The 26,055-nt window shown below is 71.9% G+C and carries 25 protein-coding genes; 16 read left to right on the forward strand and 9 right to left on the reverse strand.

Annotated elements, in window-relative coordinates; all coding sequences use genetic code 11:
- Positions 1 to 38: 38 nt before the first annotated feature.
- The 5 genes from OG294_RS16405 (at position 39) to OG294_RS16425 (ending at position 5,420) form a co-directional block, all read left to right on the forward strand.
- Positions 39 to 1,643 (forward strand): acyl-CoA carboxylase subunit beta, encoded by a 1,605-nt coding sequence (locus OG294_RS16405; protein WP_327067242.1) that lies wholly within the window; start codon positions 39 to 41, stop codon positions 1,641 to 1,643.
- 41 nt (positions 1,644 to 1,684) lie between these two features.
- On the forward strand, positions 1,685 to 1,906 hold the full coding sequence (locus OG294_RS16410; RefSeq protein WP_327067243.1) for an acyl-CoA carboxylase subunit epsilon: 222 nt from the start codon (positions 1,685 to 1,687) through the stop codon (positions 1,904 to 1,906).
- 61 nt (positions 1,907 to 1,967) lie between these two features.
- A complete protein-coding gene (locus tag OG294_RS16415; protein WP_327067244.1) occupies positions 1,968 to 2,585 on the forward strand; it encodes a nucleoside triphosphate pyrophosphatase in 618 nt (205 codons plus the stop codon).
- 47 nt (positions 2,586 to 2,632) lie between these two features.
- A complete protein-coding gene (locus tag OG294_RS16420) occupies positions 2,633 to 3,418 on the forward strand; it encodes a hypothetical protein (RefSeq protein ID WP_327067245.1) in 786 nt (261 codons plus the stop codon).
- A 226-nt stretch (positions 3,419 to 3,644) separates the two neighbouring features.
- Complete coding sequence (locus OG294_RS16425; protein WP_327067246.1) at positions 3,645 to 5,420, forward strand: acetyl/propionyl/methylcrotonyl-CoA carboxylase subunit alpha; 1,776 nt, start codon at positions 3,645 to 3,647, stop codon at positions 5,418 to 5,420.
- Positions 5,421 to 5,491: 71 nt separating this feature from the next.
- On the opposite strand, the gene OG294_RS16430 is transcribed toward OG294_RS16425, so the two are convergent.
- Both OG294_RS16430 and OG294_RS16435 read right to left on the reverse strand, forming a co-directional pair.
- Entirely contained in the window at positions 5,492 to 6,424 is a 933-nt protein-coding gene (locus OG294_RS16430; RefSeq protein ID WP_442789333.1) for a DeoR/GlpR family DNA-binding transcription regulator, read from the reverse strand.
- A 198-nt stretch (positions 6,425 to 6,622) separates the two neighbouring features.
- A complete protein-coding gene (locus OG294_RS16435; protein WP_327067248.1) occupies positions 6,623 to 8,077 on the reverse strand; it encodes an NAD(P)H-quinone dehydrogenase in 1,455 nt (484 codons plus the stop codon).
- Positions 8,078 to 8,236: 159 nt separating this feature from the next.
- On the opposite strand from OG294_RS16435, the gene OG294_RS16440 reads away from it, so the two are divergent.
- The 3 genes from OG294_RS16440 to OG294_RS16450 all read left to right on the forward strand — a co-directional run bounded on the left by OG294_RS16440 (position 8,237) and on the right by OG294_RS16450 (position 11,587).
- The gene (locus OG294_RS16440; protein ID WP_327067249.1) at positions 8,237 to 8,674 is read left to right on the forward strand and encodes a gamma-glutamylcyclotransferase; all 438 of its coding nucleotides are present in this window, start codon (positions 8,237 to 8,239) and stop codon (positions 8,672 to 8,674) included.
- A 175-nt stretch (positions 8,675 to 8,849) separates the two neighbouring features.
- Positions 8,850 to 9,671 carry a purine-nucleoside phosphorylase gene (locus tag OG294_RS16445; RefSeq protein ID WP_327067250.1) on the forward strand — a complete coding sequence of 274 codons (822 nt, stop codon included), beginning with the start codon at positions 8,850 to 8,852 and terminating at the stop codon, positions 9,669 to 9,671.
- Between the two features lie 224 nt (positions 9,672 to 9,895).
- The gene (locus OG294_RS16450; protein WP_327067251.1) at positions 9,896 to 11,587 is read left to right on the forward strand and encodes a phospho-sugar mutase; all 1,692 of its coding nucleotides are present in this window, start codon (positions 9,896 to 9,898) and stop codon (positions 11,585 to 11,587) included.
- Positions 11,588 to 11,680: 93 nt separating this feature from the next.
- On the opposite strand, the gene OG294_RS16455 is transcribed toward OG294_RS16450, so the two are convergent.
- On the reverse strand, positions 11,681 to 12,364 hold the full coding sequence (locus tag OG294_RS16455; RefSeq protein WP_327067252.1) for a PH domain-containing protein: 684 nt from the start codon (positions 12,362 to 12,364) through the stop codon (positions 11,681 to 11,683).
- 319 nt (positions 12,365 to 12,683) lie between these two features.
- On the opposite strand from OG294_RS16455, the gene OG294_RS16460 reads away from it, so the two are divergent.
- Positions 12,684 to 14,513 carry a carbohydrate-binding module family 20 domain-containing protein gene (locus OG294_RS16460; protein WP_327067253.1) on the forward strand — a complete coding sequence of 610 codons (1,830 nt, stop codon included), beginning with the start codon at positions 12,684 to 12,686 and terminating at the stop codon, positions 14,511 to 14,513.
- 30 nt (positions 14,514 to 14,543) lie between these two features.
- Here OG294_RS16460 and OG294_RS16465 read toward each other — a convergent pair whose 3' ends face one another.
- Complete coding sequence (locus tag OG294_RS16465) at positions 14,544 to 14,798, reverse strand: hypothetical protein (protein ID WP_327067254.1); 255 nt, start codon at positions 14,796 to 14,798, stop codon at positions 14,544 to 14,546.
- Positions 14,799 to 15,036: 238 nt separating this feature from the next.
- Here OG294_RS16465 and deoC point away from each other — a divergent pair, with 238 nt between their 5' ends.
- The 4 genes from deoC to OG294_RS16485 all read left to right on the forward strand — a co-directional run bounded on the left by deoC (position 15,037) and on the right by OG294_RS16485 (position 19,243).
- Entirely contained in the window at positions 15,037 to 16,023 is a 987-nt protein-coding gene (gene deoC / locus OG294_RS16470; RefSeq protein WP_327067255.1) for a deoxyribose-phosphate aldolase, read from the forward strand.
- Positions 16,024 to 16,028: 5 nt separating this feature from the next.
- On the forward strand, positions 16,029 to 17,507 hold the full coding sequence (locus tag OG294_RS16475) for an aldehyde dehydrogenase family protein (protein WP_327067256.1): 1,479 nt from the start codon (positions 16,029 to 16,031) through the stop codon (positions 17,505 to 17,507).
- Positions 17,500 to 18,426: an aldehyde dehydrogenase family protein gene (locus OG294_RS16480; protein ID WP_327067257.1), complete on the forward strand. Its 927-nt coding sequence runs from the start codon at positions 17,500 to 17,502 to the stop codon at positions 18,424 to 18,426. The genes OG294_RS16475 and OG294_RS16480 overlap by 8 nt, the downstream gene beginning before the upstream one ends.
- A gap of 169 nt (positions 18,427 to 18,595) precedes the next feature.
- Positions 18,596 to 19,243 carry a uridine kinase family protein gene (locus tag OG294_RS16485; protein WP_327067258.1) on the forward strand — a complete coding sequence of 216 codons (648 nt, stop codon included), beginning with the start codon at positions 18,596 to 18,598 and terminating at the stop codon, positions 19,241 to 19,243.
- 13 nt (positions 19,244 to 19,256) lie between these two features.
- Here the strand turns inward: OG294_RS16485 and OG294_RS16490 are convergent, their stop codons facing one another.
- A complete protein-coding gene (locus tag OG294_RS16490) occupies positions 19,257 to 20,381 on the reverse strand; it encodes a Mu transposase domain-containing protein (protein ID WP_327067259.1) in 1,125 nt (374 codons plus the stop codon).
- A gap of 585 nt (positions 20,382 to 20,966) precedes the next feature.
- Here OG294_RS16490 and OG294_RS16495 point away from each other — a divergent pair.
- Complete coding sequence (locus OG294_RS16495) at positions 20,967 to 21,197, forward strand: hypothetical protein (protein ID WP_327067260.1); 231 nt, start codon at positions 20,967 to 20,969, stop codon at positions 21,195 to 21,197.
- 69 nt (positions 21,198 to 21,266) lie between these two features.
- Positions 21,267 to 22,016 carry a DUF2637 domain-containing protein gene (locus OG294_RS16500; protein ID WP_327067261.1) on the forward strand — a complete coding sequence of 250 codons (750 nt, stop codon included), beginning with the start codon at positions 21,267 to 21,269 and terminating at the stop codon, positions 22,014 to 22,016.
- A gap of 302 nt (positions 22,017 to 22,318) precedes the next feature.
- Here the strand turns inward: OG294_RS16500 and OG294_RS16505 are convergent, their stop codons facing one another.
- The 4 genes from OG294_RS16505 to OG294_RS16520 all read right to left on the reverse strand — a co-directional run bounded on the left by OG294_RS16505 (position 22,319) and on the right by OG294_RS16520 (position 24,803).
- Positions 22,319 to 22,531, reverse strand: a complete 213-nt coding sequence (locus tag OG294_RS16505) for a DUF397 domain-containing protein (protein WP_327067262.1) — start codon at positions 22,529 to 22,531, stop codon at positions 22,319 to 22,321.
- A gap of 19 nt (positions 22,532 to 22,550) precedes the next feature.
- The gene (locus OG294_RS16510) at positions 22,551 to 22,763 is read right to left on the reverse strand and encodes a DUF397 domain-containing protein (RefSeq protein ID WP_327067263.1); all 213 of its coding nucleotides are present in this window, start codon (positions 22,761 to 22,763) and stop codon (positions 22,551 to 22,553) included.
- Positions 22,739 to 23,584 carry a helix-turn-helix domain-containing protein gene (locus OG294_RS16515; protein ID WP_327067264.1) on the reverse strand — a complete coding sequence of 282 codons (846 nt, stop codon included), beginning with the start codon at positions 23,582 to 23,584 and terminating at the stop codon, positions 22,739 to 22,741. The genes OG294_RS16510 and OG294_RS16515 overlap by 25 nt, the downstream gene beginning before the upstream one ends.
- Positions 23,585 to 23,816: 232 nt before the next feature.
- Positions 23,817 to 24,803, reverse strand: coding sequence for a zinc-dependent alcohol dehydrogenase family protein (locus OG294_RS16520; RefSeq protein ID WP_327067265.1), 987 nt, complete (start codon positions 24,801 to 24,803; stop codon positions 23,817 to 23,819).
- Between the two features lie 159 nt (positions 24,804 to 24,962).
- On the opposite strand from OG294_RS16520, the gene OG294_RS16525 reads away from it, so the two are divergent.
- The gene (locus OG294_RS16525) at positions 24,963 to 25,967 is read left to right on the forward strand and encodes an AraC family transcriptional regulator (protein WP_327067266.1); all 1,005 of its coding nucleotides are present in this window, start codon (positions 24,963 to 24,965) and stop codon (positions 25,965 to 25,967) included.
- The last annotated feature ends 88 nt before the right edge of the window (positions 25,968 to 26,055 follow it).

Below are 26,055 nucleotides of genomic sequence, written 5' to 3' on the forward strand. Positions count from 1 at the left end.
AACCTCCAACGCGCCTTTCACGTGAGGAACTCCACGGGATGACCGACGTGCCCACCGACCCCTCGCTGGACCCCCACAGCACCGCCGGCAAGCTCGCCGACCTGCGCCGCAGGATCGACGAGGCGGTGCACTCCGGCTCCGCCGCCGCGGTCGAGAAGCAGCACGCCAAGGGCAAGCTGACGGCTCGTGAGCGCGTCCTCGAACTGCTCGACGAGGACTCCTTCGTGGAGTTCGACGAGTTCGCCCGGCACCGCTCGACCAATTTCGGCCAGCAGAAGAGCCGGCCGTACGGCGACGGCGTGGTGACCGGCTACGGCACCGTGGACGGCCGTCAGGTCGCCGTCTTCGCCCAGGACTTCACCGTCTTCGGCGGCTCGCTCGGCGAGGTGTTCGGCGAGAAGATCGTCAAGGTGATGGACTTCGCGCTGAAGACCGGCTGCCCGGTGATCGGCATCAACGACTCCGGCGGCGCGCGGATCCAGGAGGGCGTGGTCTCGCTCGGCCTGTACGGCGAGATCTTCCGCCGCAACGTGCACGCCTCCGGTGTGATCCCGCAGATCTCGCTGATCCTGGGCCCGTGCGCGGGCGGCGCGGTCTACTCCCCCGCGATCACCGACTTCGTGGTCATGGCCGACCAGACCTCGCACATGTTCATCACCGGACCGGACGTGATCAAGACCGTCACCGGCGAGGACGTCGGCATGGAGGAGCTGGGCGGCGCCCGCTCGCACAACACCAAGTCCGGCAACGCGCACTACCTGGCCGCGGACGAGAAGGAGGCGATCGAGTACGTCAAGAGCCTGCTGTCGTACCTGCCCTCCAACAACCTCTCCGACCCGCCCGGGTTCCCCGAGGAGGCGGATCTCACCGTCTCCGAGCAGGACCTCGAACTCGACGTGATCGTGCCGGACTCGGCGAACCAGCCGTACGACATGCACACCGTGATCGAACACGTGCTGGACGACGGCGAGTTCCTGGAGACCCAGCCGCTGTACGCGCGCAACATCATCACCGGCTTCGGCCGGGTCGAGGGCCAGCCGGTGGGCGTGGTCGGCAACCAGCCGCTGGACCTGGCCGGCTGCCTGGACATCGCCGCCAGCGAGAAGGCCGCGCGCTTCGTGCGGACCTGCGACAGCTTCAACATCCCGGTGCTCACCTTCGTCGACGTGCCCGGCTTCCTGCCCGGCACCGGCCAGGAGTGGGACGGCATCATCCGGCGCGGCGCCAAGCTGATCTACGCCTACGCCGAGGCCACCGTCCCGCTGATCACCGTGATCACCCGCAAGGCCTTCGGCGGCGCCTACGACGTGATGGGCTCCAAGCACCTGGGCGCCGACCTCAACCTCGCCTGGCCCACCGCCCAGATCGCCGTGATGGGCGCACAGGGCGCGGCCAACATCGTCTACCGGCGCGAGCTGTCCGAGGCCGCCGCGGCGGGCGCGGACGTCGATGCCCGCCGCGCGGAACTCGTCGCCGAGTACGAGGAGACGCTGCTCAACCCGTACCTGGCCGCCGAGCGCGGCTACGTGGACGCGGTGATCGCCCCCTCCGACACCCGCAAGCACATCGTGCGCGGACTGCGGGCCCTGCGCGGCAAGCGCGAGGTGCTGCCGCCCAAGAAGCACGGCAACATCCCTCTGTAGGGCCCCTGCGGCCTACGACGATTGTGCTCGGAAAGGACCCGATGATGCCCCCCATCCAGGTGCTGCACGGGCAGCCGACCCCCGAGGAGCTGGCCACCGTCCTGGCGGTGGTCCAAGCCCGGGCCGCCGCGCAGGCCGCCGCCGAGGCGACCCGCCGCGCGAGCGGCCCGGCCTCCCCGTGGACCGACCCCGCCCGCCGCATCCGCACCACCCCGCGCCCCGGCAGCCACGCCTGGCGCACCTCGGGCTGGGCCGGCGGCTGAGCCGCCGAAGCCGGACACTGCCTGGGGCCTGCCCGCGAGGGCAGGCCCTAGGCTGGCCCGCATGACCGATCGCCGCATCCTCGTGCTCGCCTCCGCCTCCCCCGCCCGGCTCGGGCTGCTGCGCCAAGCCGGGCTGGACCCGCGCGTGATCGTCAGCGGCGTGGACGAGGACGCGCTGCACGCCCCCACGCCCGCCGAGCTCGCCCTGGTGCTCGCCGAGGCCAAGGCGGCGGCGGTGGCCGGCGAGCTGACCGGCGGCGAGCTGGTGATCGGCTGCGACTCGGTGCTCGAACTGGACGGGCAGGCGCTCGGCAAGCCCGCCGACGCCACCGAGGCGCTCGCCCGCTGGCACGCGATGCGCGGGCGCAGCGGGGTGCTGCAGACCGGGCACTGCGTGATCGACACCGCGAACGGGCGCCGGGTCTCCGCCACCGCGTCCACCACCGTGCACTTCGCCGAGCCCGACGACGCCGAGATCGAGGCCTACGTGGCCAGCGGCGAGCCGCTGCACGTGGCCGGGGCGTTCACCCTGGACGGCCGCTCGGCGCCGTTCGTGGCGGGCATCGAGGGTGACCCGGGCAATGTGATCGGGCTGTCGCTGCCGCTGCTGCGCACCCTGCTCGCCGATCTTCAGGTGCGGATCACCGATCTCTGGGCCACGGGCTCCTCGTCCCGCTAGGCTGGCGCCGCGCTTGGGCGGGGAACGGCCGACGGGGAGGGGGCGCGATGCGGGACATGCTGCTCAACATCGTGCTCGGCCTGCTCACCAGCGCCATCGGCGCGGGCGCGGGCTGGCTCGCCCAGTCGCTGCGCCGCCGGCGCCGGCTGGAGCGCAGCCGCGCGTTCTTCGGGATGCCCGCCGGCACCGAGTGCCTGCTGGTGGTCAACCGCCACTCCGGCAGCCCGAAGGCGACCAGCGTGCACCGGGACGACGTGAGCGCGCTGATGGAGCTGGCCGTGCTGGTCAACGCCTGCGGCGCGCGGCCCGAGGTGGTGGCGCACGACGAGGTCCGCCAGGGGCTGGGCCACAAGGCCGAGTTCTGCCTCGGCGGGCCGAGCAGCAACGAGCGCACGGTCGCCCACCTGAACTGGCGGCTGCCGGGGGTGCGGTTCAGCTACGAGCCGGGCATCCTGGGCGCGATCCTGGTGGGCGAGCAGGAGTTCGTGCTGGAGCGCAGCACCGAGGAGACCCCGGGCCACAGTTACGTCCTGCTGGCCAGGCTCGACACGGGCGGCGGCGGACGGCCGGTCTTCCTGATCGCCGGCCAGGTGGCGATAGCCAATCACGCGGCGGTGCGCTATCTGGTGGCCAACCAGCGCCTGCTGATGGGCCGTCACGGTGCGCACGGCTCGTTCGCCCTGATGCTGCGGGTCGTCAACCCGGTCAAGTACGGCCCGGACGTGGTCGAACTGGTCGCCGACGTCACCGCCGCCGCGACCGCGCCGCCGACCGCACCCGCACCGCGTGCGCCCGCCCCCACACCCGTACCGAGCCCCGGAAGTACCGCGTGAGGCCGGCACTGTGGCGAAGGCCACGGCCGCCGGCCCCCGATCCGGGACCGGTCGAGCCCGTTCACAGCCACTCGGCGTACCGTTGCCACCTGCGGCTCTCCCGCTGCGTGCGCACATGATCACGATGTGCGTCACGCTCCGTGTGGGCAAGCTCACCACCAGGGGCTACTCGCCGGTACCGCCTCATCATCCCTAAACTCCATCGAGGTTCAAGAAGGGAGCCACAGTGCGCAAGGTGCTCATCGCCAACCGCGGGGAAATCGCCGTCCGCGTCGCCAGGGCCTGCTCGGACGCCGGTATCGCCAGCGTCGCCGTCTACGCCGAGCCCGACCGGGACGCGCTGCACGTCCGCGCGGCCGACGAGGCCTACGCTCTCGGCGGCGACACCCCCGCGACCAGTTACCTGGACATCGCCAAGGTCCTCAAGGCAGCTGCCGACTCGGGTGCGGACGCCGTCCACCCCGGCTACGGCTTCCTGTCGGAGAACGCCGACTTCGCCCAGGCCGTGCTCGACGCAGGACTGATCTGGATCGGCCCGCCGCCGCAGGCCATCCGCGACCTCGGTGACAAGGTCACCGCCCGGCACGTGGCCCAGCGGGCCGGTGCGCCGCTGGTCGCCGGCACCCCGGACCCGGTCGCCGGGCCCGACGAGGTGGTCGCCTTCGCGACCGAGCACGGCCTGCCGGTCGCCATCAAGGCGGCCTTCGGCGGTGGCGGGCGCGGCCTGAAGGTCGCCCGCACGCTGGAGGAGATCCCGGAGCTGTTCGAGTCCGCGGTGCGCGAGGCGGTCGCCGCCTTCGGGCGCGGCGAGTGCTTCGTGGAGCGCTACCTGGACAACCCGCGGCACGTCGAGACCCAGTGCCTGGCCGACCAGCACGGCAACGTGGTGGTCGTCTCCACCCGTGACTGCTCGCTGCAGCGCCGCCACCAGAAGCTGGTCGAGGAGGCGCCCGCGCCGTTCCTCACCGAGGAGCAGAACGCCGAGCTGTACCGGGCGTCCAAGGCGATCCTGCGCGAGGCCGGCTACGTCGGCGCCGGGACCTGCGAGTTCCTGGTCTCGCAGGACGGGCTGATCTCCTTCCTGGAGGTCAACACCCGTCTGCAGGTCGAGCACCCGGTGACCGAGGAGGTCACCGGCATCGACCTGGTCCGCGAGATGTTCCGGATCGCGGACGGCGAGGAGCTCGGCTACGACGACCCCGAGATCCGCGCGCACTCCTTCGAGTTCCGGATCAACGGCGAGGACCCGGGCCGCAACTTCCTGCCCGCGCCCGGCACGGTGACGCTCTTCGCGCCGCCGTCCGGCCCGGGGGTGCGCCTCGACGCGGGTGTCGAGTCCGGCTCGGTGATCGGCCCGGCCTGGGACTCGCTGCTGGCCAAGCTGATCGTCACCGGCCGGGACCGCAAGCAGGCCCTGGAGCGGGCCCGGCGCGCGCTGGCCGAGTTCAAGGTCGAGGGCATGGCCACCGCCATCCCGTTCCACCAGGCTGTGGTGGCGGACCCGGCGTTCGCGCCGGAGACGCACGGGTCCGAGGGCCCGTTCACGATCTACACCCGCTGGATCGAGACCGAGTTCGACAACACCATCCCGCCGTTCGCGGGCGGCGCGGCCGACGGCGAGGAGCCGGACGGCCGGGAGACCGTGGTGGTCGAGGTCGGCGGCAAGCGGATCGAGGTCTCGCTGCCCGCCTCGCTCGGGGTCGGCTCCGCGCCGGCCGCCGGTGCGGCTGGCGCGGGCAAGGCCAAGCGCCGGGTGGGCGTCAAGAAGGCGGGTGCCGCGGTCAGCGGTGACACCCTCGCCTCGCCGATGCAGGGCACCATCGTCAAGGTCGCCGTCACCGAGGGTCAGCAGGTCGCCGAGGGCGAGCTGATCGTCGTGCTGGAGGCGATGAAGATGGAGCAGCCGCTCAACGCGCACAAGGCGGGCACCATCGTGGGCCTCAAGGCCGAGGTGGGCGCGAGCGTGAGCAGTGGCGCGGCGCTCTGCGAGATCAAGGACTGACCGGGATCAGGGGCTGAGTCCCCGCTCCCACGGTGGCCCGCTGGTTGTCCGTCAACCGGCGGGCCACACGGCTATCTGGCTCCCGCGAGGCGCGGTGGCAGATGGCCGGGCGGCGGACCGCCGTGGGTGCCGGGGCGACGCTGACCGGGCAGCGGGGCGGCGGCGCTCGGGGCCCCCGCCGCCCGCCGCGCGGCGCCCGGGGGCTGCTGCTGCGGATGGCGCTCGGGGCCCGGGTGGCCCGGTGGCTCGGCGGCCAGGCCCAGCGGGGCGATGGCGATCTGCACCCCGCAGTCGGCGAGCGCGTCCAGCTCCCGGGCGGTGGGGTCGTGGCCGGCGGCGTGCTCGTCGGTCACCAGGCGGGTGATCGCGTCGGTCGGCACCGTCTGGAACATCGTGTCGGTGCCGAGCTTGGTGTGGTCGGCCAGCACGATCACCTCCGCGGCCGACTGCACCAAGGCCCGGTCCACGCTCGCGGAGAGCATGTTGGTGGTGGACAGGCCGCGCTCGGCGGTCAGGCCGCTGCCGGAGATGAAGGCCTTGGAGACCCGCAACCCGTGCAGCGACTGCTCGGCACCGCTGCCGACCAGCGCGTAGTTGGAGCCCCGCAGTGTCCCCCCGGTCATTACCACCTCCACCCGGTTGGCGTGCGCGAGCGCCTGGGCGACCAGCAAGGAGTTGGTGACCACCGTCAGGCCCGGAACCCGGGCGAGTCGGCGGGCCAGCTCCTGGGTGGTGGTCCCGGCGCCGATCACCACCGCGTCCCCCTCCTCGACGAGCGTGGCCGCGAGGTCCGCGATCGCGCTCTTCTCGGCGGCGGCGAGGTGGGTCTTCTGGGGGTAGCCCGGTTCTCGGCTGAAGCCTCCGGGGAGCACCGCGCCGCCGTGTCGGCGGTCGAGCAGCCCTTCGGCCTCCAGCGCCCGGACGTCTCGACGGACGGTCACTTCGGAGGTCTGGACGACGCGGGCCAACTCGCGGAGCGACACGGCTCCGTTGGCCCGCACCATTTCGAGGATCAACTGGCGACGTTCTGCTGCAAACACAGAACCGACGGTAACTCTCCTGACCGTCTGCTTTCAGGCGTTTGCCACTAGTAACAGGAACTGCTCACCTTCGGGCGGCGCACGACCGTACAATTCGCGCCGCCGCACCCCCGCGTACTCTCCGCCGGCAGGGCGAAGAGCTCGCGCGTACGGGTGACGGGGTCAGGATTCGCTCTCTGCCCGCTTGCGAATGTGCAGCTGGCGGGCGGCCTCGGCGGTGGATCCGGACAGCGAGGGGTAGACGGTGAAAGCACCCGCCACCTGCTCGACCGTCAAGTTGTTGTCCACGGCCAACGAGATCGAGTGAATCAGTTCGCTGGCGCGCGGGGCCACCACCACACCGCCCACCACGATGCCGGTGCCGGGGCGGCAGAAGAGCTTCACGAAGCCGTCCCTGATGCCCTGCATCTTGGCCCGCGGGTTGCCCCGCAGCGGCAGCTTGACCTCGACGGCGTCCATCTTCCCGCACTTGACGTCCGCGGCGGTGTAGCCGACGGTGGCGATCTCCGGGTCGGTGAAGACGTTGGAGGCGACCGTCTTGAGGTTCAGCGGCTGCACCGCGTCGCCCAGCGCGTGGTACATCGCGATCCGGCCCTGCATGGCCGCGACCGAGGCCAGCATGAAGACGCCGGTGCAGTCGCCGGCCGCGTAGACGCCGGGGGCGGTGGTGCGCGAGACGCGGTCCACCACGACCTGGCCCCACTCGTTGAGCTTGACCCCGGCCTCCTCCAGGCCCATGTCCGCGGTGTTGGGGATCGAGCCGATCGCCATCAGGCAGTGCGTGCCGCTGATCACCTCGCCGCTGGAGAGGGTGACCTCGACCCGGTCGCCGACCCGCTTGGCGCCCTCGGCGCGCTGGCGGCTCATCACGTTCATGCCGCGGCGGCGGAAGACGTCCTCCAGCACCTCGGCGGCGTCCGGGTCCTCGCCGGGCAGCACCCGGTCGCGGCTGGAGACCAGGGTGACCCGGGAGCCGAGCGCCTGGTAGGCACCGGCGAACTCGGCGCCGGTCACGCCGGAGCCGACCACGATCAGCTCGCGGGGCAGCTCCTCCAGGTCGTAGACCTGGGTCCAGTTGAGGATCCGCTCGCCGTCCGGCTTGGCGTCGGGCGCCTGGCGCGGGTGCACGCCGGTGGAGATCAGCACGGCGTCGGCCCGCACGGTCTGGGTGCTGCCGTCGGCGGCCTCCACCACGACCTCGCGGGAGCCGTCGGCCGCCTGGCCGCCGGAGCCGAGCCGGCCCTTGCCGCGCAGCACGGTGACGCCGGCCCGGGTGACGGCCTGGGTGATGTCGTGCGACTGGGCGATCGCCAGGCGCTTGACCCGTCGGTTGACCTTGCCGAGGTCGACGCTGATCGCGCGCCGCTCGCCGTCGCCGTCGCGGTCGTCGCAGGCGAGGTTGATGCCGAGCTCCTGGTAGGAGGCGTCGAAGCCGGTCATCACCTCGGCCGTCGCGATCAGGGTCTTGGACGGGACGCAGTCGGTGAGTACCGCCGATCCGCCCAGACCGTCGCGATCGACGACGGTCACCTCCGCCCCGAGCTGGGCCGCCACCAGGGCCGCCTCGTATCCGCCGGGTCCGCCACCGATGATCACGATCCGAGTCACGTGCACCATTGTCCCGCACGCCGCGTCCGGCGCGAGCAGGGGGCCGTTGATTTGTGCGCATCACGCAGACGGTGTGACGAGCGGCACAGCGGGCGGTGCGGGTACGGCGGTTCCGCGGGCCGCCGACCGGGCCTTGATCCACCCGTCAACTCCCGTAGGCTGACGCCCATGTCGCTCTACGCCGCGTACGCCACGAACCTCGACGCCCGGCAGATGAGCCGGCGCGCCCCGCACTCCCCGCTGCGCGGAACCGGCTGGCTGGACGGATGGCGGCTGACCTTCGGCGGCGAGCAGCTGGGCTGGGAGGGCTCGCTGGCCACGGTGGTGGAGGACGAGAAGGACCAGGTCTTCGTCTCGCTCTACGACGTGGCCCCGATGGACGAGGACGGCCTGGACCGCTGGGAGGGCCTCCAGCTGGGCATCTACCGCAAGATCCGGCTGCGCGCCCACACCCTGGACGGCGAGGTGCCGGTCTGGACGTACGTGCTCAACGACTACGAGGGCGGGCTGCCGGCCGCCCGGTACCTGGGGCTGATCGCGGACGCCGCGGAGAGCGCCGGGGCGCCGGACGACTACGTGCTGTCGCTGCGCCACCGCCCCTGCTGACCGGCGCTTTTCCCACCGGCCCGGCGAGAGGGTCGTTCGACCACTGGCGGTTCCTCCGAAACCCGGCCCGCCGAACCCGCCCCAACTGGTGTTTTCCGGTGATCCCGGTAACGATCCGGCAAGGCATGGCGGCTGGTTCTACGCGCGTAGGCATTTCTTGTCTATCCTCGGGCATGTGAATGCTTCTCCTCAGACCGCCGTGTCCGCCGACCCCTACGCCGCCGCCCAGGCCGCCGCTGCCCGCCTGCGCGAGCTCACCGGTGCCGAGCGCCACGACGTCGCCCTGGTGATGGGCTCCGGCTGGGTGCCGGCGGCCGACGCCCTGGGCGAGCCGGTGGCCGAGTTCCCGGTCACCGACCTCCCGGGCTTCCCCGCCCCCGCCGTCGCCGGTCACGCCGGCACGATCCGCTCGGTGAAGATCGGCGACAAGCGCGCCCTGATCTTCCTCGGCCGCAACCACTACTACGAGGGTCACGGCGTGGCCACCGTGGTGCACGGCGTGCGCACCGCCGCCGCGGCCGGCTGCCGGACCATCGTGCTGACCAACGGCTGTGGCGGCCTGCGCCAGGGCTGGGTCCCCGGCCAGCCCGTGCTGATCAGCGACCACATCAACCTGACCGCGGACTCCCCGATCGTCGGCGCCAACTTCGTCGACCTCACCGACCTCTACTCCAAGCGCCTGCGCGAGCTGTGCCGCGAGGTGGACCCGAGCCTGGACGAGGCCGTCTACGTCCAGTTCCGCGGCCCGCACTACGAGACCCCGGCCGAGGTCAACATGGCCCGGGTGATCGGCGGCGAGCTGGTCGGCATGTCGACCACGCTGGAGGCGATCGCCGCCCGCGAGGCCGGCGCCGAGGTGCTCGGCATCTCGCTGGTCACCAACCTGGCCGCGGGCATGACCGGCGAGCCGCTGAACCACGCCGAGGTGCTGGAGGCCGGCAAGGCCTCCGCCGAGCGCATGGGCAGCCTGCTGGCGAAGGTCCTCGAGCGGATCTGATCCCGCGCGGATCGGACCCACCGGGTCCGCGGCCACCCGGACCGGCTCGACGATGAGCCGGTCCCGCCACGGACCCGGCCCCACCCGCAGTACCCCGGCCCGGGCGCTCCCTTCCCGCTTCTGAGCACCCGGGCCGATCCTTGTCCTGAGGGCCCCCACAGCGGCCCCTCGTGACCCTCTTGCACGTCACAGCGACCCCTACCCGATACCGGAGCAGGCGACCCATGGCCCAGGAAAGCACCACCGACCTCCTCGCCCGTGCCCGCCAGTGGCTGGCCGAGGACCCCGACGCCGAGACCCGCGAGGAGCTGGCCGCGCTGCTGGCCGCCGCGGACCAGGGCGAGGAGCCCGCCCTGGCCGAGCTGGCCGAGCGGTTCGCCGACCGGCTCCAGTTCGGCACCGCCGGGCTGCGGGGCGAGCTGGGCGCCGGCCCGATGCGGATGAACCGCGCCGTGGTGATGCGCGCCGCCGCCGGGCTGGCCGGCTACCTGCGCGCGACGAACGCGGGCGACCTCGTGGTGATCGGCTACGACGCCCGCCACAAGTCCTACGACTTCGCCCGGGACACCGCCGCGGTGATGGTCGGCGCGGGCCTGCGCGCCGCGGTGCTGCCGCGCCCGCTGCCCACCCCGGTGCTCGCCTTCGCGATCCGCCACCTGGGCGCCGCGGCCGGTGTGATGGTCACGGCCAGCCACAACCCGCCGCGCGACAACGGCTACAAGGTCTACCTGGGCGACGGCTCGCAGATCGTGCCGCCCGCCGACGCCTCGATCGCCGCCGAGATCGACGCGGTGGCCTCGCTCGCCGACGTCCCGCTCGCCACCGACGCGGACGCCGGCTGGCAGGTGCTCGGCGAGGACGTGCTGGACGCCTACCTGGCCCGCGCCGTCACCGTGGTGGACCCGCAGGGCCCGCGCGACCTGTCCGTCGTCTACACCCCGATGCACGGCGTCGGCCGGGACACCCTGCTGGCCGCCTTCGAGCGGGCCGGCTTCCCCGCCCCGACCGTGGTGGCCGAGCAGGGCGACCCGGACCCGGACTTCCCGACCGTGGCCTTCCCCAACCCGGAGGAGCCCGGCGCGATGGACCTGGCCTTCAAGGCCGCCGCCGCCACCGCTCCCGACCTGGTGATCGCCAACGACCCGGACGCCGACCGCTGCGCGGTGGCGGTCCCGGACGCCACCGACGCCGCCGGCTGGCGGATGCTGCGCGGCGACGAGGTCGGCGCGCTGCTGGGTGCCGCGCTGGTCGCCAAGGGCGTCCGGGGTACCTTCGCCACCACGATCGTCTCCGCCACCCTGCTCGGCGAGATCGCCGCGGCGGCCGGGCTGGACTACCAGGAGACGCTGACCGGCTTCAAGTGGATCGCCCGCGCCGAGGGCCTGCGCTACGGCTACGAGGAGGCGCTGGGCTACTGCGTCGACCCCGAGGGCGTGCGGGACAAGGACGGCGTCACCGCCGCCCTGCTGATCGCCGAGCTGGCCGCCTCGCTCAAGACCACCGGCCGCACCCTGTCCGACCTGCTGGACGAGCTGGCGCTGACCCACGGCCTGCACGCCACCGACCAGCTCTCGGCCCGGGTCGAGGACCTGTCGCTGATCGCCGCCGCGATGCGCCGGCTGCGCGAGCAGCCGCCGGCCGAGCTGGCGGGCCTGGCCGTCACCCGGGCCGACGACCTGTCGGCCGGCTCGGCCGAGCTGCCGCCGACCGACGGCCTGCGGTACTACCTGGCCGGCGAGTCGGTGCGCGGCGCGCGGATCGTGGTGCGCCCCTCCGGGACCGAGCCGAAGCTGAAGTGCTACCTGGAGGTCGTGCTGCCGGTCGGCTCGGCCGACGAGCTGGCCGCCGCCCGCGAGCGGGCGGCCGAGCTGCTCGGCGCGCTGAAGCAGGCCATGGCCGTGGCCGCCGGCATCTGAGCCGCGACGTCCGGGCACACGTCCGCGCACGTACCGCGGGGGCCTGCGACCGGTTTCGGTCGCAGGCCCCTGCGGCGTTCTCGGGCGCCCGGCTCAGGCCAGGATCAGCGCCACCAGCGCGACCAGGCCCACCAGTGTCGGCGCGATGACCCACCAGCACCAGGTCACCTCGACCTCGCCCTTGGCGGTCGGCCGCACGGCGTTGGTCTGCGCGAGCTCGCGCAGCAGGTCGACCACCTGGTCGGACCAGGCCCGGTTCTGGTCGGGTGCGCCGGGGACGGCGTTGGCCCCGCGGAAGCCGAACTGTCCGGCGCCGCCGATCTGGAACGTCCGGGGCCGCAGGTCGCCGCCCTCGATCCGCCGGCTGGCCTTCTTGCGCTGGCGCAGCGACACCGGCACCGCCCACAGCTGGTACGTCTTGTCCTCGGCCGTCAGCTCGGCCGAGTAGGCGGCCCGCAGGCCCTGCACCGAGGCCCAGGGCACCACGAGGGTGCGCAGCGGGTTGCGGACCACCAGCCGGTCGAGCCCGGCGGTCACCACGGGGCGGATGGTGTAGGCGATCACCGGCGCCCCGAAAAGCGGGGCGCAGGCCAGCGCGACCCAGGGGGTCTTCCCGCTGCCGCTCACCATGGCGTCCACGATGAGCCAGGCGGCCACTGCGAGCAGCAGCACGCCGGAGATGATGCCGGGAGTCGAGCGGAAGACTTGATCGGCGTACTTCGGCCCGTCGGCGGGGGCGGCAGAGCCCGGGTCGGGCGTACCGGCGGATTCGGTCATGGGGACGATTCTGCCGCATGGACCCCTGCGCACCAGTGGTCGCAAACGTCACTATTCGGCCGCGACCTGCGGCGGACCCCGCGGCCACCTTGCAGCAAAGGCTTGCCGCAACTTTCGGAAATTCCTTGCCGGGCTCTTGACGCCGCCGGTTTCCGAGCGGGAAGGTCTAGCCGCGGTGCACCGGAGCCTCGCGGGTCGAGCCGGCGTACCCACCGACCATCGGTATCCCGCCCCCGCCGAGCCCCACCCCCGGCGCGCAGCACGCGAACCTGCGCCCCGGTCCTCGGCAGGACGGCCCCACCCCCACGGGAGTCCTCCCATGACGCTGCTCCGACGACACCGGACCAGTAGACCAGCCGCGCTGACCGCCACCGCCCTGCTGGCCGGCGCCCTGCTGCCGCTCGGCCTGCAGAGCGCCGCGCACGCCGCGCCGACCGCCCCGGCCGCCGCGCCCGCCGCCTCACCCGCCCCCGACGGCGGCGACGCGATCGCCAACCTCTTCGAGTGGAACTGGCCCTCGGTGGCCAACGAGTGCACCACCGTGCTCGGCCCCAAGGGCTACGGCGCGGTCCAGGTGGCCCCGCCCGAGGACTCGATCCGCCTGGCCGGCAGCACCCACGCCTGGTGGGACGTCTACCAGCCGGTGGCCTACGACCTGAACAGCCGGATGGGCACCGAGGCGCAGTTCGCCCAGATGGTGACCGCCTGCCACAACGCGGGCGTCAAGGTCTACGCCGACGCCGTGCTCAACCACACCGCCGGTGCCAACCAGAGCAGCACCGACTCCTACGGCGGCGCGAGCTTCAACCCGGCCACCTTCACGTACAACAACGTGCCGTACACCAGCGCGGACTTCCACTTCTCGCCGCCCTGCCCCAACGCGGACATGAGCATCACCGACTGGAACAACGTCACCCAGGTGCAGGACTGCGACCTCTCCTCGCTCTCCGACCTCGCCACCGAGCAGGACGACGTCCGCGCCAAGCTGGCCGGCTACCTCAACAAGCTGGTCGGCTACGGCGTGGACGGCTTCCGGATGGACGCCGCCAAACACATCGCGCAGGCCGACATGGCCAACATCCTGAGCCGGGTGAACAACACCACCTGGACCGGCTCGCGGCCCTACGTCTACCAGGAGGTGATCCCGGGCAGCAGCGGCCAGTTGGCCCCCTCGGCCTTCGAGGGCAACGGCAGCGTCATCGAGTTCACCTACGCCTACGACCTGAAGAGCCAGTTCAACGGCAACATAGCCAACCTCAAGACCTTCGGGCAGAGTTGGGGCATCGAGCCGAGCAACCTGTCCTCGGTGATGGTGGCCAACCACGACACCGAGCGCAGCGGCCAGACCCTCAGCTACAAGGACGGCAGCAAGTACACGCTGGCCACCGTCTTCGAACTCGCCTGGGGCTACGGCACTCCGCAGGTGTACTCCGGCTTCGACTTCAGCACCAGCGACCAGTCCCCGCCGGCCGACGCGAACGGCTTCGTGACCGCCACCGACTGCTCGTCCGGCGCGTGGATCTGCACCGACCGCAACCAGGGCATCGCCAACATGGTCCGCTGGCACAACGCCGCCCAGGGCAAGCCGGTCGCCAACTGGTGGGACAACGGCACCAGCGCCATCGCGTTCAGCCGCGGGAACACCGCCTGGGTCGCGATCAACAACGGCAGCAGCGCGGTCACCCAGACCTTCAGCACCGGCCTCGCACCCGGCAGCTACTGCGACGTCATCCACGGCGACCCCGCCGCGGGTGGCGGCTGCAGCGGCCCGACGGTGAGCGTCAACGCCACCGGGCAGGCCACCGTGACGGTCAACCCCGGCGACTCGGTGGCGATCTACGCCACCGGCTCGAACGGGACGGTCGCCGAGAACTTCACCGAGAACAAGACCACCAGCTGGGGCCAGAACGTCTATCTGGTCGGCTCGATCCCGGCGCTCGGCAGCTGGGACCCGAACGCGGCGATCCCGCTCTCCTCGGCCGCTTACCCGGCCTGGGGCGGCACGCTGAGCCTGCCCGCGAACACCGCCTTCCAGTACAAGTACCTCGTCAAGGACGGCTCCGGGAACGTCACCTGGGAGGGCGGTGCCAACCACAGCGCCAACTCCGGCTCCTCGGGCGGCACTCTGAACGACACCTGGCAGAACTAGCATTCGGTGCCGGCCCGGCGTGCCGCGCGATCAGCCGCGCAGCCGCCGGGCCAACACCACCCCGCCGTACAGCAGCAGCCCGAGCACTCCGGTGCAGGCGAGCACGGCCAGGTCGTCGGCCGCCGCCAGCACCGCCGGGCCCGCGCAGAGGATCCGCGGGCCCGCGGCCACCACCAGCCCCAGCCCGGCCAGGCCGGGCAGCCACTCCAGACGGCTGGGCCGAGCCGCCCGCCGCAGCCGCCGGTGCCGGTGGGAGCGCACCGTCACCGCCAGACGCACGCTCATCGCCATCAACAGGAATCCGGTCCACACCAGTGGCCAGCGCGCCGACTCGAACACCGCGTCACCCCCTAGCTCTCGCCTCCCCCGTCAGGGACGCTACCCGCGTAACCCGGCGCTCTACCGGGGCGGGCGCAGGTTCTGTGAAGGTTTCGCCGCTCCCCGCCCCAGATCTCGGTCCGGCATCGAAGCGGGACCCCTCCTAGTCATTGGCTACGCGCGTAGATATGCTCATCTGGTGACTATGTCCACTGTTGCAGCCAACGCCCCCGGCGCCGCGGGCGGCGGCCTGAGCGACGTCGCCGCCTCGGAGGCCTCGCTCCGCCGCTTCCTGCACGGCCTGCCCGGCGTCGACGCCGTCGGCCTCGAAGCCCGCGCCGCCTCCCTCGGAACGCGTTCGATCAAGACGACGGCCAAGGCCTTCGCGATCGACCTCGCCATCTCGATGATCGACCTGACCACGCTGGAAGGCGCGGACACGGTCGGCAAGGTGCGCGCCCTGTGCACCAAGGGGAAGCACCCCGACCCGAGCGACCAGTCCGCCCCGCAGGTCGCCGCGATCTGCGTCTATCCGGACACGGTCGCCACCGCGAAGGCCGCGCTGGCCGGCACCGGGATCCAGGTGGCCTCGGTGGCCACCGCCTTCCCCGCCGGGCGCGCCGCGCTTCCGGTCAAGCTCGCCGACACCGCCGACGCGGTGGCGGCCGGCGCCGACGAGATCGACATGGTGATCGACCGCGGCGCCTTCCTCTCCGGGCGCTACCTGGACGTCTACAACGAGATCACCGCCGTCAAGCAGGCCTGCCTGCGCCCCGACGGCACGGCGGCCCACCTCAAGGTGATCTTCGAGACCGGCGAACTGCAGACCTACGACAACGTGCGCCGCGCTTCCTGGCTGGCCATGCTGGCCGGTGCCGACTTCATCAAGACCTCCACCGGCAAGGTCACCGTCAATGCCACTCCCCCGGTCACCCTGCTGATGCTGGAGGCCGTGCGCGACTTCAAGGCGGCCACCGGTGTGCAGATCGGCGTGAAGCCGGCCGGCGGCATCAAGACCACCAAGGACGCGATGAAGTACCTGGTGATGGTCAACGAGACGCTCGGCGACGAGTGGCTGAGCCCGCACTGGTTCCGCTTCGGCGCCTCCAGCCTGCTCAACGATCTGCTGATGCAGCGTCAGAAGCTGCGCACCGGCCGGTACTCCGGTCCCGACTACGTGACGGTGGACTGATCACGATGGCCAAGAACAAGAAGACCGAGGCCGAACTGCCCAAGAGCGGGCCGCTGTTCGACTACGCCCCGGCCCCCGAGTCGCCGGCCGCGGCGGGCGGGATCGCCACCTCCTACGGCCACTTCATCGGCGGCGAGTTCGTCGACTCGAGCGGCAGCGAGGCGCTCAAGACGGTCAACCCGGCCACCGAGCAGGTGCTGGCCGAGTTCGCCCAGGGCACCGAGGAGGACGTCGAGCGCGCGGTCAAGGCCGCCCGCAAGGCCTTCGGCGACTGGTCGGCGCTGCCCGGCAGCGAGCGCGCCAAGTACCTCTACCGGATCGCCCGGATCATCCAGGAGCGCTCGCGCGAGCTGGCCGTGCTGGAGTCGATCGACAACGGCAAGCCGATCAAGGAGACCCGCGACTTCGACCTGCCGATGGTCGCCGCGTGGTTCTTCTACTACGCCGGCTGGGCCGACAAGCTCGACTACGCGGGCTTCGGCCCCAACCCGCGCCCGGTGGGCGTGGCGGCGCAGGTCATCCCGTGGAACTTCCCGCTGATGATGCTGGCCTGGAAGATCGCCCCGGCGCTCGCCACCGGCAACACGGTCGTCCTCAAGCCGGCCGAGACCACCCCGCTGACCGCGCTGCGGTTCGCCGAGATCTGCCGCCAGGCGGGCCTGCCCGAGGGTGTCGTCAACATCATCACCGGTGACGGCCGCACCGGTGCCGCGCTCACCGCGCACCCGGACGTCAACAAGGTCGCCTTCACCGGCTCGACCAACGTCGGCCGGTCGATCGCCCGGCAGCTGGCCGGCAGCCGCAAGAAGCTGTCGCTGGAGCTGGGCGGCAAGGCCGCCAACATCGTCTTCGACGACGCGCCGATCGACCAGGCGGTCGAGGGCATCGTCAACGGCATCTTCTTCAACCAGGGCCACGTCTGCTGCGCCGGCTCCCGGCTGCTGGTCCAGGAGTCGATCCAGGACGAGCTGCTGGAGGCGCTCAAGCGCCGGATGGCCACCCTGCGGGTGGGCGACCCGCTGGACAAGAACACCGACATCGGCGCGATCAACTCGGCCGCCCAGCTGGCCCGGATCACCGAGCTGACCGCGGCCGGCGAGGCCGAGGGCGCCGAGCGCTGGGCCCCGGCCTGCGACCTGCCCTCCGCCGGCTACTGGTTCCGCCCGACCATCTTCACCGGCGTGAGCCAGGCGCACCGGATCGCCCAGGAGGAGATCTTCGGCCCGGTGCTCTCGGTGCTGACCTTCCGCACCCCGGACGAGGCGGTCGCCAAGGCCAACAACACCCCCTTCGGCCTCTCCGCCGGCGTCTGGACGGAGAAGGGCTCGCGCATCCTCTGGATGGCCGACAAGCTCAAGGCCGGCGTGGTCTGGGCCAACACCTTCAACAAGTTCGACCCGACCTCGCCGTTCGGCGGCTACAAGGAGTCGGGCTACGGCCGCGAGGGTGGCCGGCACGGTCTGGAGGCCTACCTCGATGTCTGATATCGCCACGCGTCTTGACGTCTTCAAGACCTACAAGCTGTTCGTCGGCGGGAAGTTCCCGCGCTCCGAGAGCGGACGGGTGTACGAGGTGACCACTGCAACATCAGCCGCCGGCGCGGCGGGCAAGGGCGAGTGGCTGGCCAACGCCCCGCTCGGGACCCGCAAGGACACCCGCGACGCCGTGCTCGCCGCCCGCGCGGCGGTCAAGGGCTGGTCCGGCACCACCGCCTACAACCGCGGCCAGGTGCTCTACCGGGTGGCCGAGATGCTGCAGGGGCGGCGCGAGCAGTTCGCCGCCGAGGTGGCCGCGGCCGAGGGTCTGGGCGCCAAGAAGTCCGCCGCGCTGGTGGAGCAGGCCATCGACCGCTGGGTCTGGTACGCGGGCTGGACCGACAAGGTGGCGCAGATCGCGGGTGCCGCCAATCCGGTGGCCGGGCCGTACTTCAACCTCTCGGTGCCGGAGCCGACCGGCGTGGTCGGCATCGTCGCCCCGCAGACCGGCTACGGGCACTCGTTCCTCGGCCTGGTCTCGGTGATCGCCCCGGCGATCGCCACCGGCAACACCGTGGTGGTCGCCGCGGCCGAGGACGCCCCGCTCCCGGCCCTGTCGCTGGGCGAGGTGCTGGCCACCTCGGACGTGCCCGGCGGCGTGGTGAACATCATCTCGGGCCGCACCGCGGACCTCGCCCCGACGCTCGCCTCGCACCAGGACGTCAACGCGCTCGACCTCACCGGCGCGATCGCTGCCGACGGTGCTGGCGCGGCGGCTGTTCTGGAGGCCGCCGCTGCGGATACATTGAAGCGGGTGCTGCGCCCGGCGGTCGATCCGTCGGCGCAGGACTGGACCACCGCCCCCGGTGTCGAGCGACTGCTCTCCTTCCTGGAGACCAAGACGGTCTGGCACCCCATGGGTCAGTAGTCCGGTACCACCCTCCTGAACTGGCCGTCCCCAGTGCCCCTCCCCCCCCGGGGCCCGGACGCGCCACTGACGGGTCCGCGCCTCTCCCCCCCTGGCGCGGGCCCGTCGCCCTTTTCCCCCCGCCCGACGGGTTCCGAGCACGGCACCCGATACGTCAGACTGGTGTCTCGTGAGTGACACGCAGCTGAACCCCGCCCCGACCACCCGTGCCCGTGTGGTGCTGCTCTGCGGGCCCTCGGGTTCGGGGAAGTCCTCACTGGCCGAGCGCCTGGCCCTGCCGGTGCTCCAGCTCGACGACTTCTACAAGGACGGCGACGACCCGAGCCTGCCGCTGCTGGCCGACGGCTCCGGCACCGACTGGGACTCGCCCCTCTCCTGGCACCGGGACCAGGCGCTGGCCGCGATCCGGCAGTTGGTGGAGACCGGGCGGGCAGAGGTCCCGGTCTACTCGATCCCCGCCAACGGCCGCGCCGGCTCGCACACCCTGGACCTGGCCGGCGCCCCCGCCTTCATCGCCGAGGGCATCTTCGCCGCCGAGCTGGTCGGCGCCTGTGACGCGGAGGACCTGCTCGGCGCCGCCCTGTGCCTGCGCAACCGCCCGCTGACCACCGCCTGGCGCCGGTTCCGCCGCGACGTGCGCGAGGGCCGCAAGTCCGTCCCCTACCTGCTCCGCCGCGGCTGGCGCCTGATGCGCGCCGAAGCCGGCATCATCGCCCGCCAGATCGAGCTGGGCGCCCACGCCTGCGCGGGCGACGAGGCCGCGGCCCGGGTCCGCGCCGTGGTGCAGCAGGGCGAGCGGGTCACGGCGGGCGTCTGAGGCCGCCGCCTCCTCAGTCCGCCGGACCGGCGCGCAGCGCCTCGGCCTCGGCCAGCGCCGCCGGGGAGAGCGGACGGCGGTCCCTGCTGCCCTGGCAGGCCGGTACCTCGGCCCGCGGCAGGCGTGCGGGACGTTCCAGGGCGTCCCGGGCGATCGCGTGGTCGCGGTCGACCACCGTCAGACCTGCTCCCGGCGGGGCCAGGGTGTGGCGGGCGATGACCGCTCCGTTCAGCGTCGCGATCGACAGGTGCGGCTTGTCCAAGCGCTGGCGGACCTCCACCAGGGCGCCGGCCAGGTCGACATGGACCGCGTAGAAACTGCCGCGGAAGGACACCAGCCCCTGGGGGCTGACGATGCGGCTGACGCACACGCTGGCGGGAAACGGCAGGGTCGGCAGATCCATCAGCGTTCGCGCCGGAGCGGCGGGGGCACCGGACGTCGCACGCGTACCGTTCGCGCCCCGGTGGCGACGGTCCGTCCGCGCCGCGAGCCGGTCGAGCTCCTCCTGGGCGGCCTGCAGGCCCGCGCCGTGCGCGGCGGAGCTCCACCAGGACCGGAGCACCGCATCGCGGTCCGCGTCGGCCGCCATGGCGGCCTCTGTGGCGGCCTCTGTGGCGGGGGCGAGGTCGACCACCGCGCCGTAGTACCTCGCCACCTCTGCGAAGGCGGGCGTCACCCGCCCGTTCACCGCGCAGCAGGCGGCCGTCGACCGGTCGAGCCGCCAGCGGGGCGCGGTGCCGCCCAGCCCCCGCATCACCTGGTCGACGGCCGCGACGAGTTGGGCGAGGTCCCGGCTCTCGGCCAGCACTGCGCGCCAGCGGCCCGAGCTCGCCAGCGAGCCCGTCAGCAGGTGGAGACGGCCGCCGCACCCCCACTCCGTGGGGGGATCGGCCAGCTCCAGCCAGGCGAACCGGATCTCGTCGTCCGACCGCTCCGGTGCGGGTGTCCCGGCGGGGGACATACCCGGGCCGCACCACCGGCAGGGCGGGCGCACCCGGTGCTTGCGGATAGCGCGGGTGAGGGTGGAATAGCCACCCGGATAGCCCAGCTCGACGAGCTCCGCCAGCAGCGCCGTCGCCGCAAGGTGCGGCTCATCGGCCAGGCGCTGGCGGCAGTAGGGCAGGAAGCGCTGGGTCACGTCGTGAGCGGGGCTGCGGACCCCTGCGACCCGTCTGCCGCCCAGGTACGCCCTCAGCGTTTTGCGGTCACGCCCCAGGTGCCGGGCGATCGCGGAGATCGACCACCCGACGCGGCGCAGTTCCCGCGCTTCCGCGTATTCCTTCCTGGTGAGCATTCCAGACCCCCTTCAAGCCGGACCCGAGAATCGTGCCGAGTGCAAGTTGATGGCGGACGCCCTGACGAGGCGAAAACGTTACACGATGCAGCCGAAGCTGAGTAGCTGGGATTTGTTTTCCAACCGTACGGGGTGGGGAATTTGGGAGAGCACCGCTGGTTGTGAACACGCCACCCCCCTGGACCACTTGGGGAAGTTCACCGAGCACCGGCCAGCGGTAATGAATGTATGATGGCCGCCCCGGTCGGCGCTGGGGAATTTCGACGAGCATCCTGAGCATATAATGCCGGATGCTGTCCGGCGCATCGTCGGGGTAATTTCGGGGAGCACCTCAGGAATTGGATATGAAAAGACGCCCGAATTCCGTAGGCGCGACACCGGCACTCGGTCGTTAACAGAGTCATGAGTTCAATGTGCTACGCGAATACCGTGCCTCCGCCGGATCGTGACCCTGTCTGCAACGTCGGAAAGTGGCTCTTCGTCCCCGATCGCCGGAACGCGGCGGGCGACGTGCGGGCCGGCTACCTGTCGTGCAACGGCGAACGCGTCGTCCTGCGGCACTGCTCCCGCCTGCTGGCCGAGTTCCTGCGGACGATCCGCCAGATCGAGGAGAGCTTCGCCGCTCGCATCGTCGTCGAGCCGGCAGCGGTCGAAGGATGACCCCCGCGACGCGCCCGGCGACGACGCCGGCAGGTCGGACAACAGCATTAATAAACCGCGGAGTTGACCATGTATGACCCAGCAGGCGAGTTCTCCCTCCGATATGCGGGCGCTCCCTACGGCGTGCTGGACGACCTCGCCGTGACAGCGCTCTACGAAGCCGGAGGCCGCTACGACGGGGACACCGCACCCCGCGGCCCACGGCTCGGCTACCCGACCACTGGAGGGCAGGGGACCTGGGCGCCCGAGGAGATCCCGCTGCCCCGTCCGCGCGCCCCTCTCGACGACGCCGGTCTGCACGCCACGGGTGCGGACTCCGCCGAATTGGGCGCCCCGACCGCCTCCCACCGCCGACGCAGGGCCCAACGCCCGGTCGTGTCATGGCCACTGGCCATCGGGGAGGCGTTCGGGGTGCTGACCGCCGTGCTGGTCGCAGCCGTGTGCGTGCTGGGCGGGATGCTCTCCTACGACCCGCTGCGGGACCTGGCGCAGTCCCGGGTGCCGCACGGGCTGTCGCACCTGTGGCCGGTCATCGTCTACGGCCCGTGGCTCGTGGGCTGCCTCTCGGTGCTGCGCGCCGCCCTCGAAGGGCGGCGGCCGGCCCACTCGTGGGCCGTGGTGGTCATCTCCTCCAGCGTCGCGACCGGGCTCTGCATCTCCGATGCGTGCCGGACATTCTTCGGCGTCCTCGACATCGTCGTCGCGGGCCTGCCACCCATCACCGCAGCCGTCTCCCTGCACCAGCTCGTGCGTCAACTCACCACCGCTCATACCGCCCGCCGCACCCCGCGCCACACAGTCCGCAGGGCATCTCGGTGAGCAGAACTGAATATGCCAGAAGCGAGAGGAGATTCATTTGCCAGTGCAGCCGCGAGCCATCCCGATTCCCCGAGCGCTCGGGCCGACGCGGGATGCCCACGTCAACCGACGGAAAGACCGTTCGCTCGAACAGGTGGCACGCGATCCCCGATTGGACAACCCATCGGCCCGATCGCCACCGCCCCACTCACCAGGTCCAGGACGCAGCCTCCCGGATCCTGCGACCACGCGGCCCCGCTCGGGCCGCGTGGTCGACGGCAGCCGGAGCACCGACTCGGGCAGGCGTCGGACGTCCAGTGACGCTACTGCAGGCGGCCGGCCTTGAGCTCCCCGACGAACGCGGCGAACGAGTCGGCCGGGAACACGAGCGCCGGCCCGGCCGGGTCCTTGGAGTCCCGCACGGGGGCGACACCGGTGAAGCCAGCCGCGACCTCCACGCAGTCGTTCGACGACTGGCCGCTATAACTGGCCTTGCGCCAGGTCGCGTTGCTCAGGTCAGGGGTGGCAGACCCCATGAGTACCCCTCCTCCGTAGCTACTGCAGGCGGCCGGCCTTGAGCTCCCCGACGAACGCGGCGAACGAGTCGGCCGGGAACACGAGCGCCGGCCCGGCCGGGTCCTTGGAGTCCCGCACGGGGGCAACCCCGGTGAAGCCAGCCGCGACCTCCACGCAGTTGCTTCCGCCACCACCGCTGTAACTAGCCTTGCGCCAGGTCGCGTTGCTCAGGTCAGGGGTGGCGGTTCCCACGTGTACCGTTCCTCCATCACGTTCCGGATGAAGGCAGCCGACATCTCCGGGCCGAGCGCGGCTGCCTGCACCCGATCGTAGATGACCGTCAATCGGGTGACGTCCGCCGGTTGCTCGGAGAACTGTCCAGTATCAAGCCCCTCGGTGTAGGCCGACCGCGAGCCGTCGGGCATCGTGAGCAGGCACAGCGATCCACCCAGAGCAGTCAGCGGAAGCGCATGAAGCGGGACCACCTGCACGTCAACATTCCGCCGCTGGCCCACCTCCAGCAAGTGGGCCAGCTGTCCGCGCATCACCTGATGCCCGCCGACAGGAAGATAGAGGGCCGACTCGTGAAGCGTCATTCGGTACCACGGCGGGTTCTCGGCATGCAGGATCCGCTGGCGCGCGAGCCGATCGTTGAACTTCTCCTCCGTCGTGCCGTCACCCAGCACACCATCAGCGTCAGCGAAGATCGCCCGCATGTAGGCCTTGGTCTGCAATAGGCCTGGGATGATCAGGGAGTACTCCTGGATCATGCTGGCCTCAGCCTGCCGATGCAGGAACGTCTTCGCGAAGTGGTCGTACTTCGGGTCACTCAGGTGTCCCCACAGATCGATCAGCTCGCCGTTCGCCCGGAGCGCCGCGTCCAGCAGCTTGATCATCTCCCGCCCTGGCGGGTCGGTCGCCAGCTCGATCTGCGCGATCCGGTTGTGCGAGACGAACACCATCTGCCCGAGCTGCTTCTGCGTCAGCCCCAGCGCCTCCCGCCGTCGGCGGATCTGTGCGCCGAGGTAGGCCGCCAGGGAGCTTGTCGGATCGAGTTCCTTTGGCGCCGGCACGGCCCCTCCTCGTCTGTACGAGCCGAATGAAACCCCCTCGGGATGCTAACTGCGCACTGTCACGCCGTATTCGCAGATCGTGAGAATTCACCTCCAACTCGCGCAGGAAGTCGATGACGAACCCCCGAGACGCGAAAACAGAGAACGGCGAACGGCGAACGGCGAACGGATGACAGATTTCAAAATCTGTCATCCGTTCGCCGTCATCGCCCCCCCTGTCAGCGCGACACCGTCAGTGCGACACCGTCACCACAACCTTCCCCACCTGCCCGTTCGCCTCCAGGTGCCGGTGCGCCTCGACGATCTCGCTCAGGTCGAAGACGCGGTCCACCACCGGCGCCAGCGTCCCCGCCCGCAGCCCGGCGTCGACGAAGTGCCACGCCCGCCGCCGCGCGGCCGGATCGCCGGTGATGTCCAGGTTGCTGTAACCGAGCACCCGCAGCCCCCAGTTGAGCGGCAGCGGGGTCGGGCGCGAGTCCAGCCAGCCGTAGACGATCAGCAGCCCGCCCGGCGCCACCGCCTGCGCGATCGTGGCCAACCCGGGCCCGGCCACCGGGTCGAAGACCAGCTCGGCGCCCCGACCGCCGGTGATCTCGCCGACCCGGCCCAGCAGGTCCTCCTCGTCCGTCACGATCACGTGCGCGGCACCGAGCTTCAGCAGCTGCTCGCGCTTCGCCGCCGTCCGGGTCGCCGCCACCGGGATCGCCCCCAGGTGCCGGGCGATCTGGATCGCGGCCACCCCCACGCTGCTGGAGGCCGCGGTGATCAGCACCGTGTCCCCGGGCCGCATCCCGCCCTTGTCCACCAGCGCGCCGTACGCGGTGGTGTAGGAGAGCCAGACGGCCGCGCCGGTCACCGCGTCGACCTCGCCCGGGCGGTGGATCAGGTTGGTCTCCGGCACCAGCACCCGGTCCCCGTAGACCCCGTGGGTGCTCAAGTTCCCCAGCGCCGCGGTGCTCACCAGGTCGCCGACGGCGAATCCGGTGACCGCCGCGCCGACCGCCTCCACCACACCGGTGGCCTCGTAACCGAGCCGGGAGCCCGGCAGCTCGGGCTGGTAGAAGTAGGTACCGCCGCGGAACATCGCCTCCGCCCGGTTCAGCCCGAGCGCCTCGACCCGCACCAGCACCTCGTCCGGCCCCGGCTCGCCGAGCTCCACCTCCACGATCTTCAGGACCTCGGGTCCACCGATCTCGTCGAACACCACTGCCTTGGCCATGGCGGAATCCCCCATCACAACAATCAGATGATCACGCGTCAGTTCGCTGACGTACCTCCACCGTAGGTGTGCCGGACGAGACGTCCCATGCCGGAAAGTCTCGTTCTCCTGTCTGATCGTCTCGCCCCATGGAGCGCTGGTGAGCGCTACGCTCCCGCCATGGACGTGCTCAGCGACGCGATCACCGTGATGCGCACCGGCCGCCCGCACTCGGGGCTCACCGACAAGCTCGCCCCCTGGGGCATGCGCTTCCCGCCCGCCCCGGGCGCCGGCTTCCACATCGTGCTGCGCGGCTCCTGCTGGCTGCTCCCACCCGGGGACGCGCCGCCGGTCCGGCTCGGCGTCGGCGACGTGGTGCTGCTGCCGAGCGGCCGCGGGTTCGCTTTGGCGGACTCGCTGGAGACCGGCCTGATCGACGTGGTCATCACCGACGGCGGCCTGCTGCCGGCCCAGCGCGACGCCACCCTCCTCACCGGATCGCCCGGCGGCGAGGTCACCACGATGCTCTGCGGCGCCTACCAGCTCAACCAGGCCCGCCCGCACCCGCTGCTGGCCGCGCTGCCCGAGGTGGTCCACCTGCCGGCGCGGGTCGGCCACCACCCGGCCCTGCGCTCCCTGATCGACCTGCTCGGTGCCGAGCTGACCGAGCGCCGGCTCGGCTCGGACGCGGCGACGCCCGCGCTGCTCGACACGCTGCTGCTCTACATCCTGCGCGCCTTCTTCGAGGAGACCGCCTGTGCGGCCACCGGCGGCTGGGCCGCCGCGCTCGGCGACCCGGTGGTCACCACCGCGCTGAGCGAGATCCACGCCGACCCGGCCCACCCCTGGACCGTCGAGGAACTCGGCGCCCGGGCCGGCCTGTCCCGCGCCGCCTTCGCCCGCCGCTTCACCACTCTGGTCGGCCAGCCCCCGCTCGGCTACCTCACCTGGTGGCGGATGACCACCGCGGGCCGCCTGCTGCGCGAATCCGACGCCCCGCTCCACCGCATCGCCCAACAGGTCGGCTACCTCAGCGAGTTCGCCTTCGCCAAAGCCTTCAAGCGCGAGTACGGCCTCTCCCCCGGCCGCTACCGCGACCAACGGCGCGCCGGCAGGCCCGACGGGCAGCAGGACGGACAGTACGACGGGCGGTGCAGCGGTCCGGCACTGGCGGCCGACGGTTAGGACCTGCCCGGCGGCTCCCCGCCACCCGGTCGTGTCCGATTGGCCGTCCGCTGCGCGGGAAGACGCAGTACGCCGGGGCCCCTCCCCG

Origin of the sequence: Kitasatospora sp. NBC_01302, assembly GCF_035976515.1 — a bacterium.
Lineage (GTDB): Bacteria > Actinomycetota > Actinomycetes > Streptomycetales > Streptomycetaceae > Kitasatospora.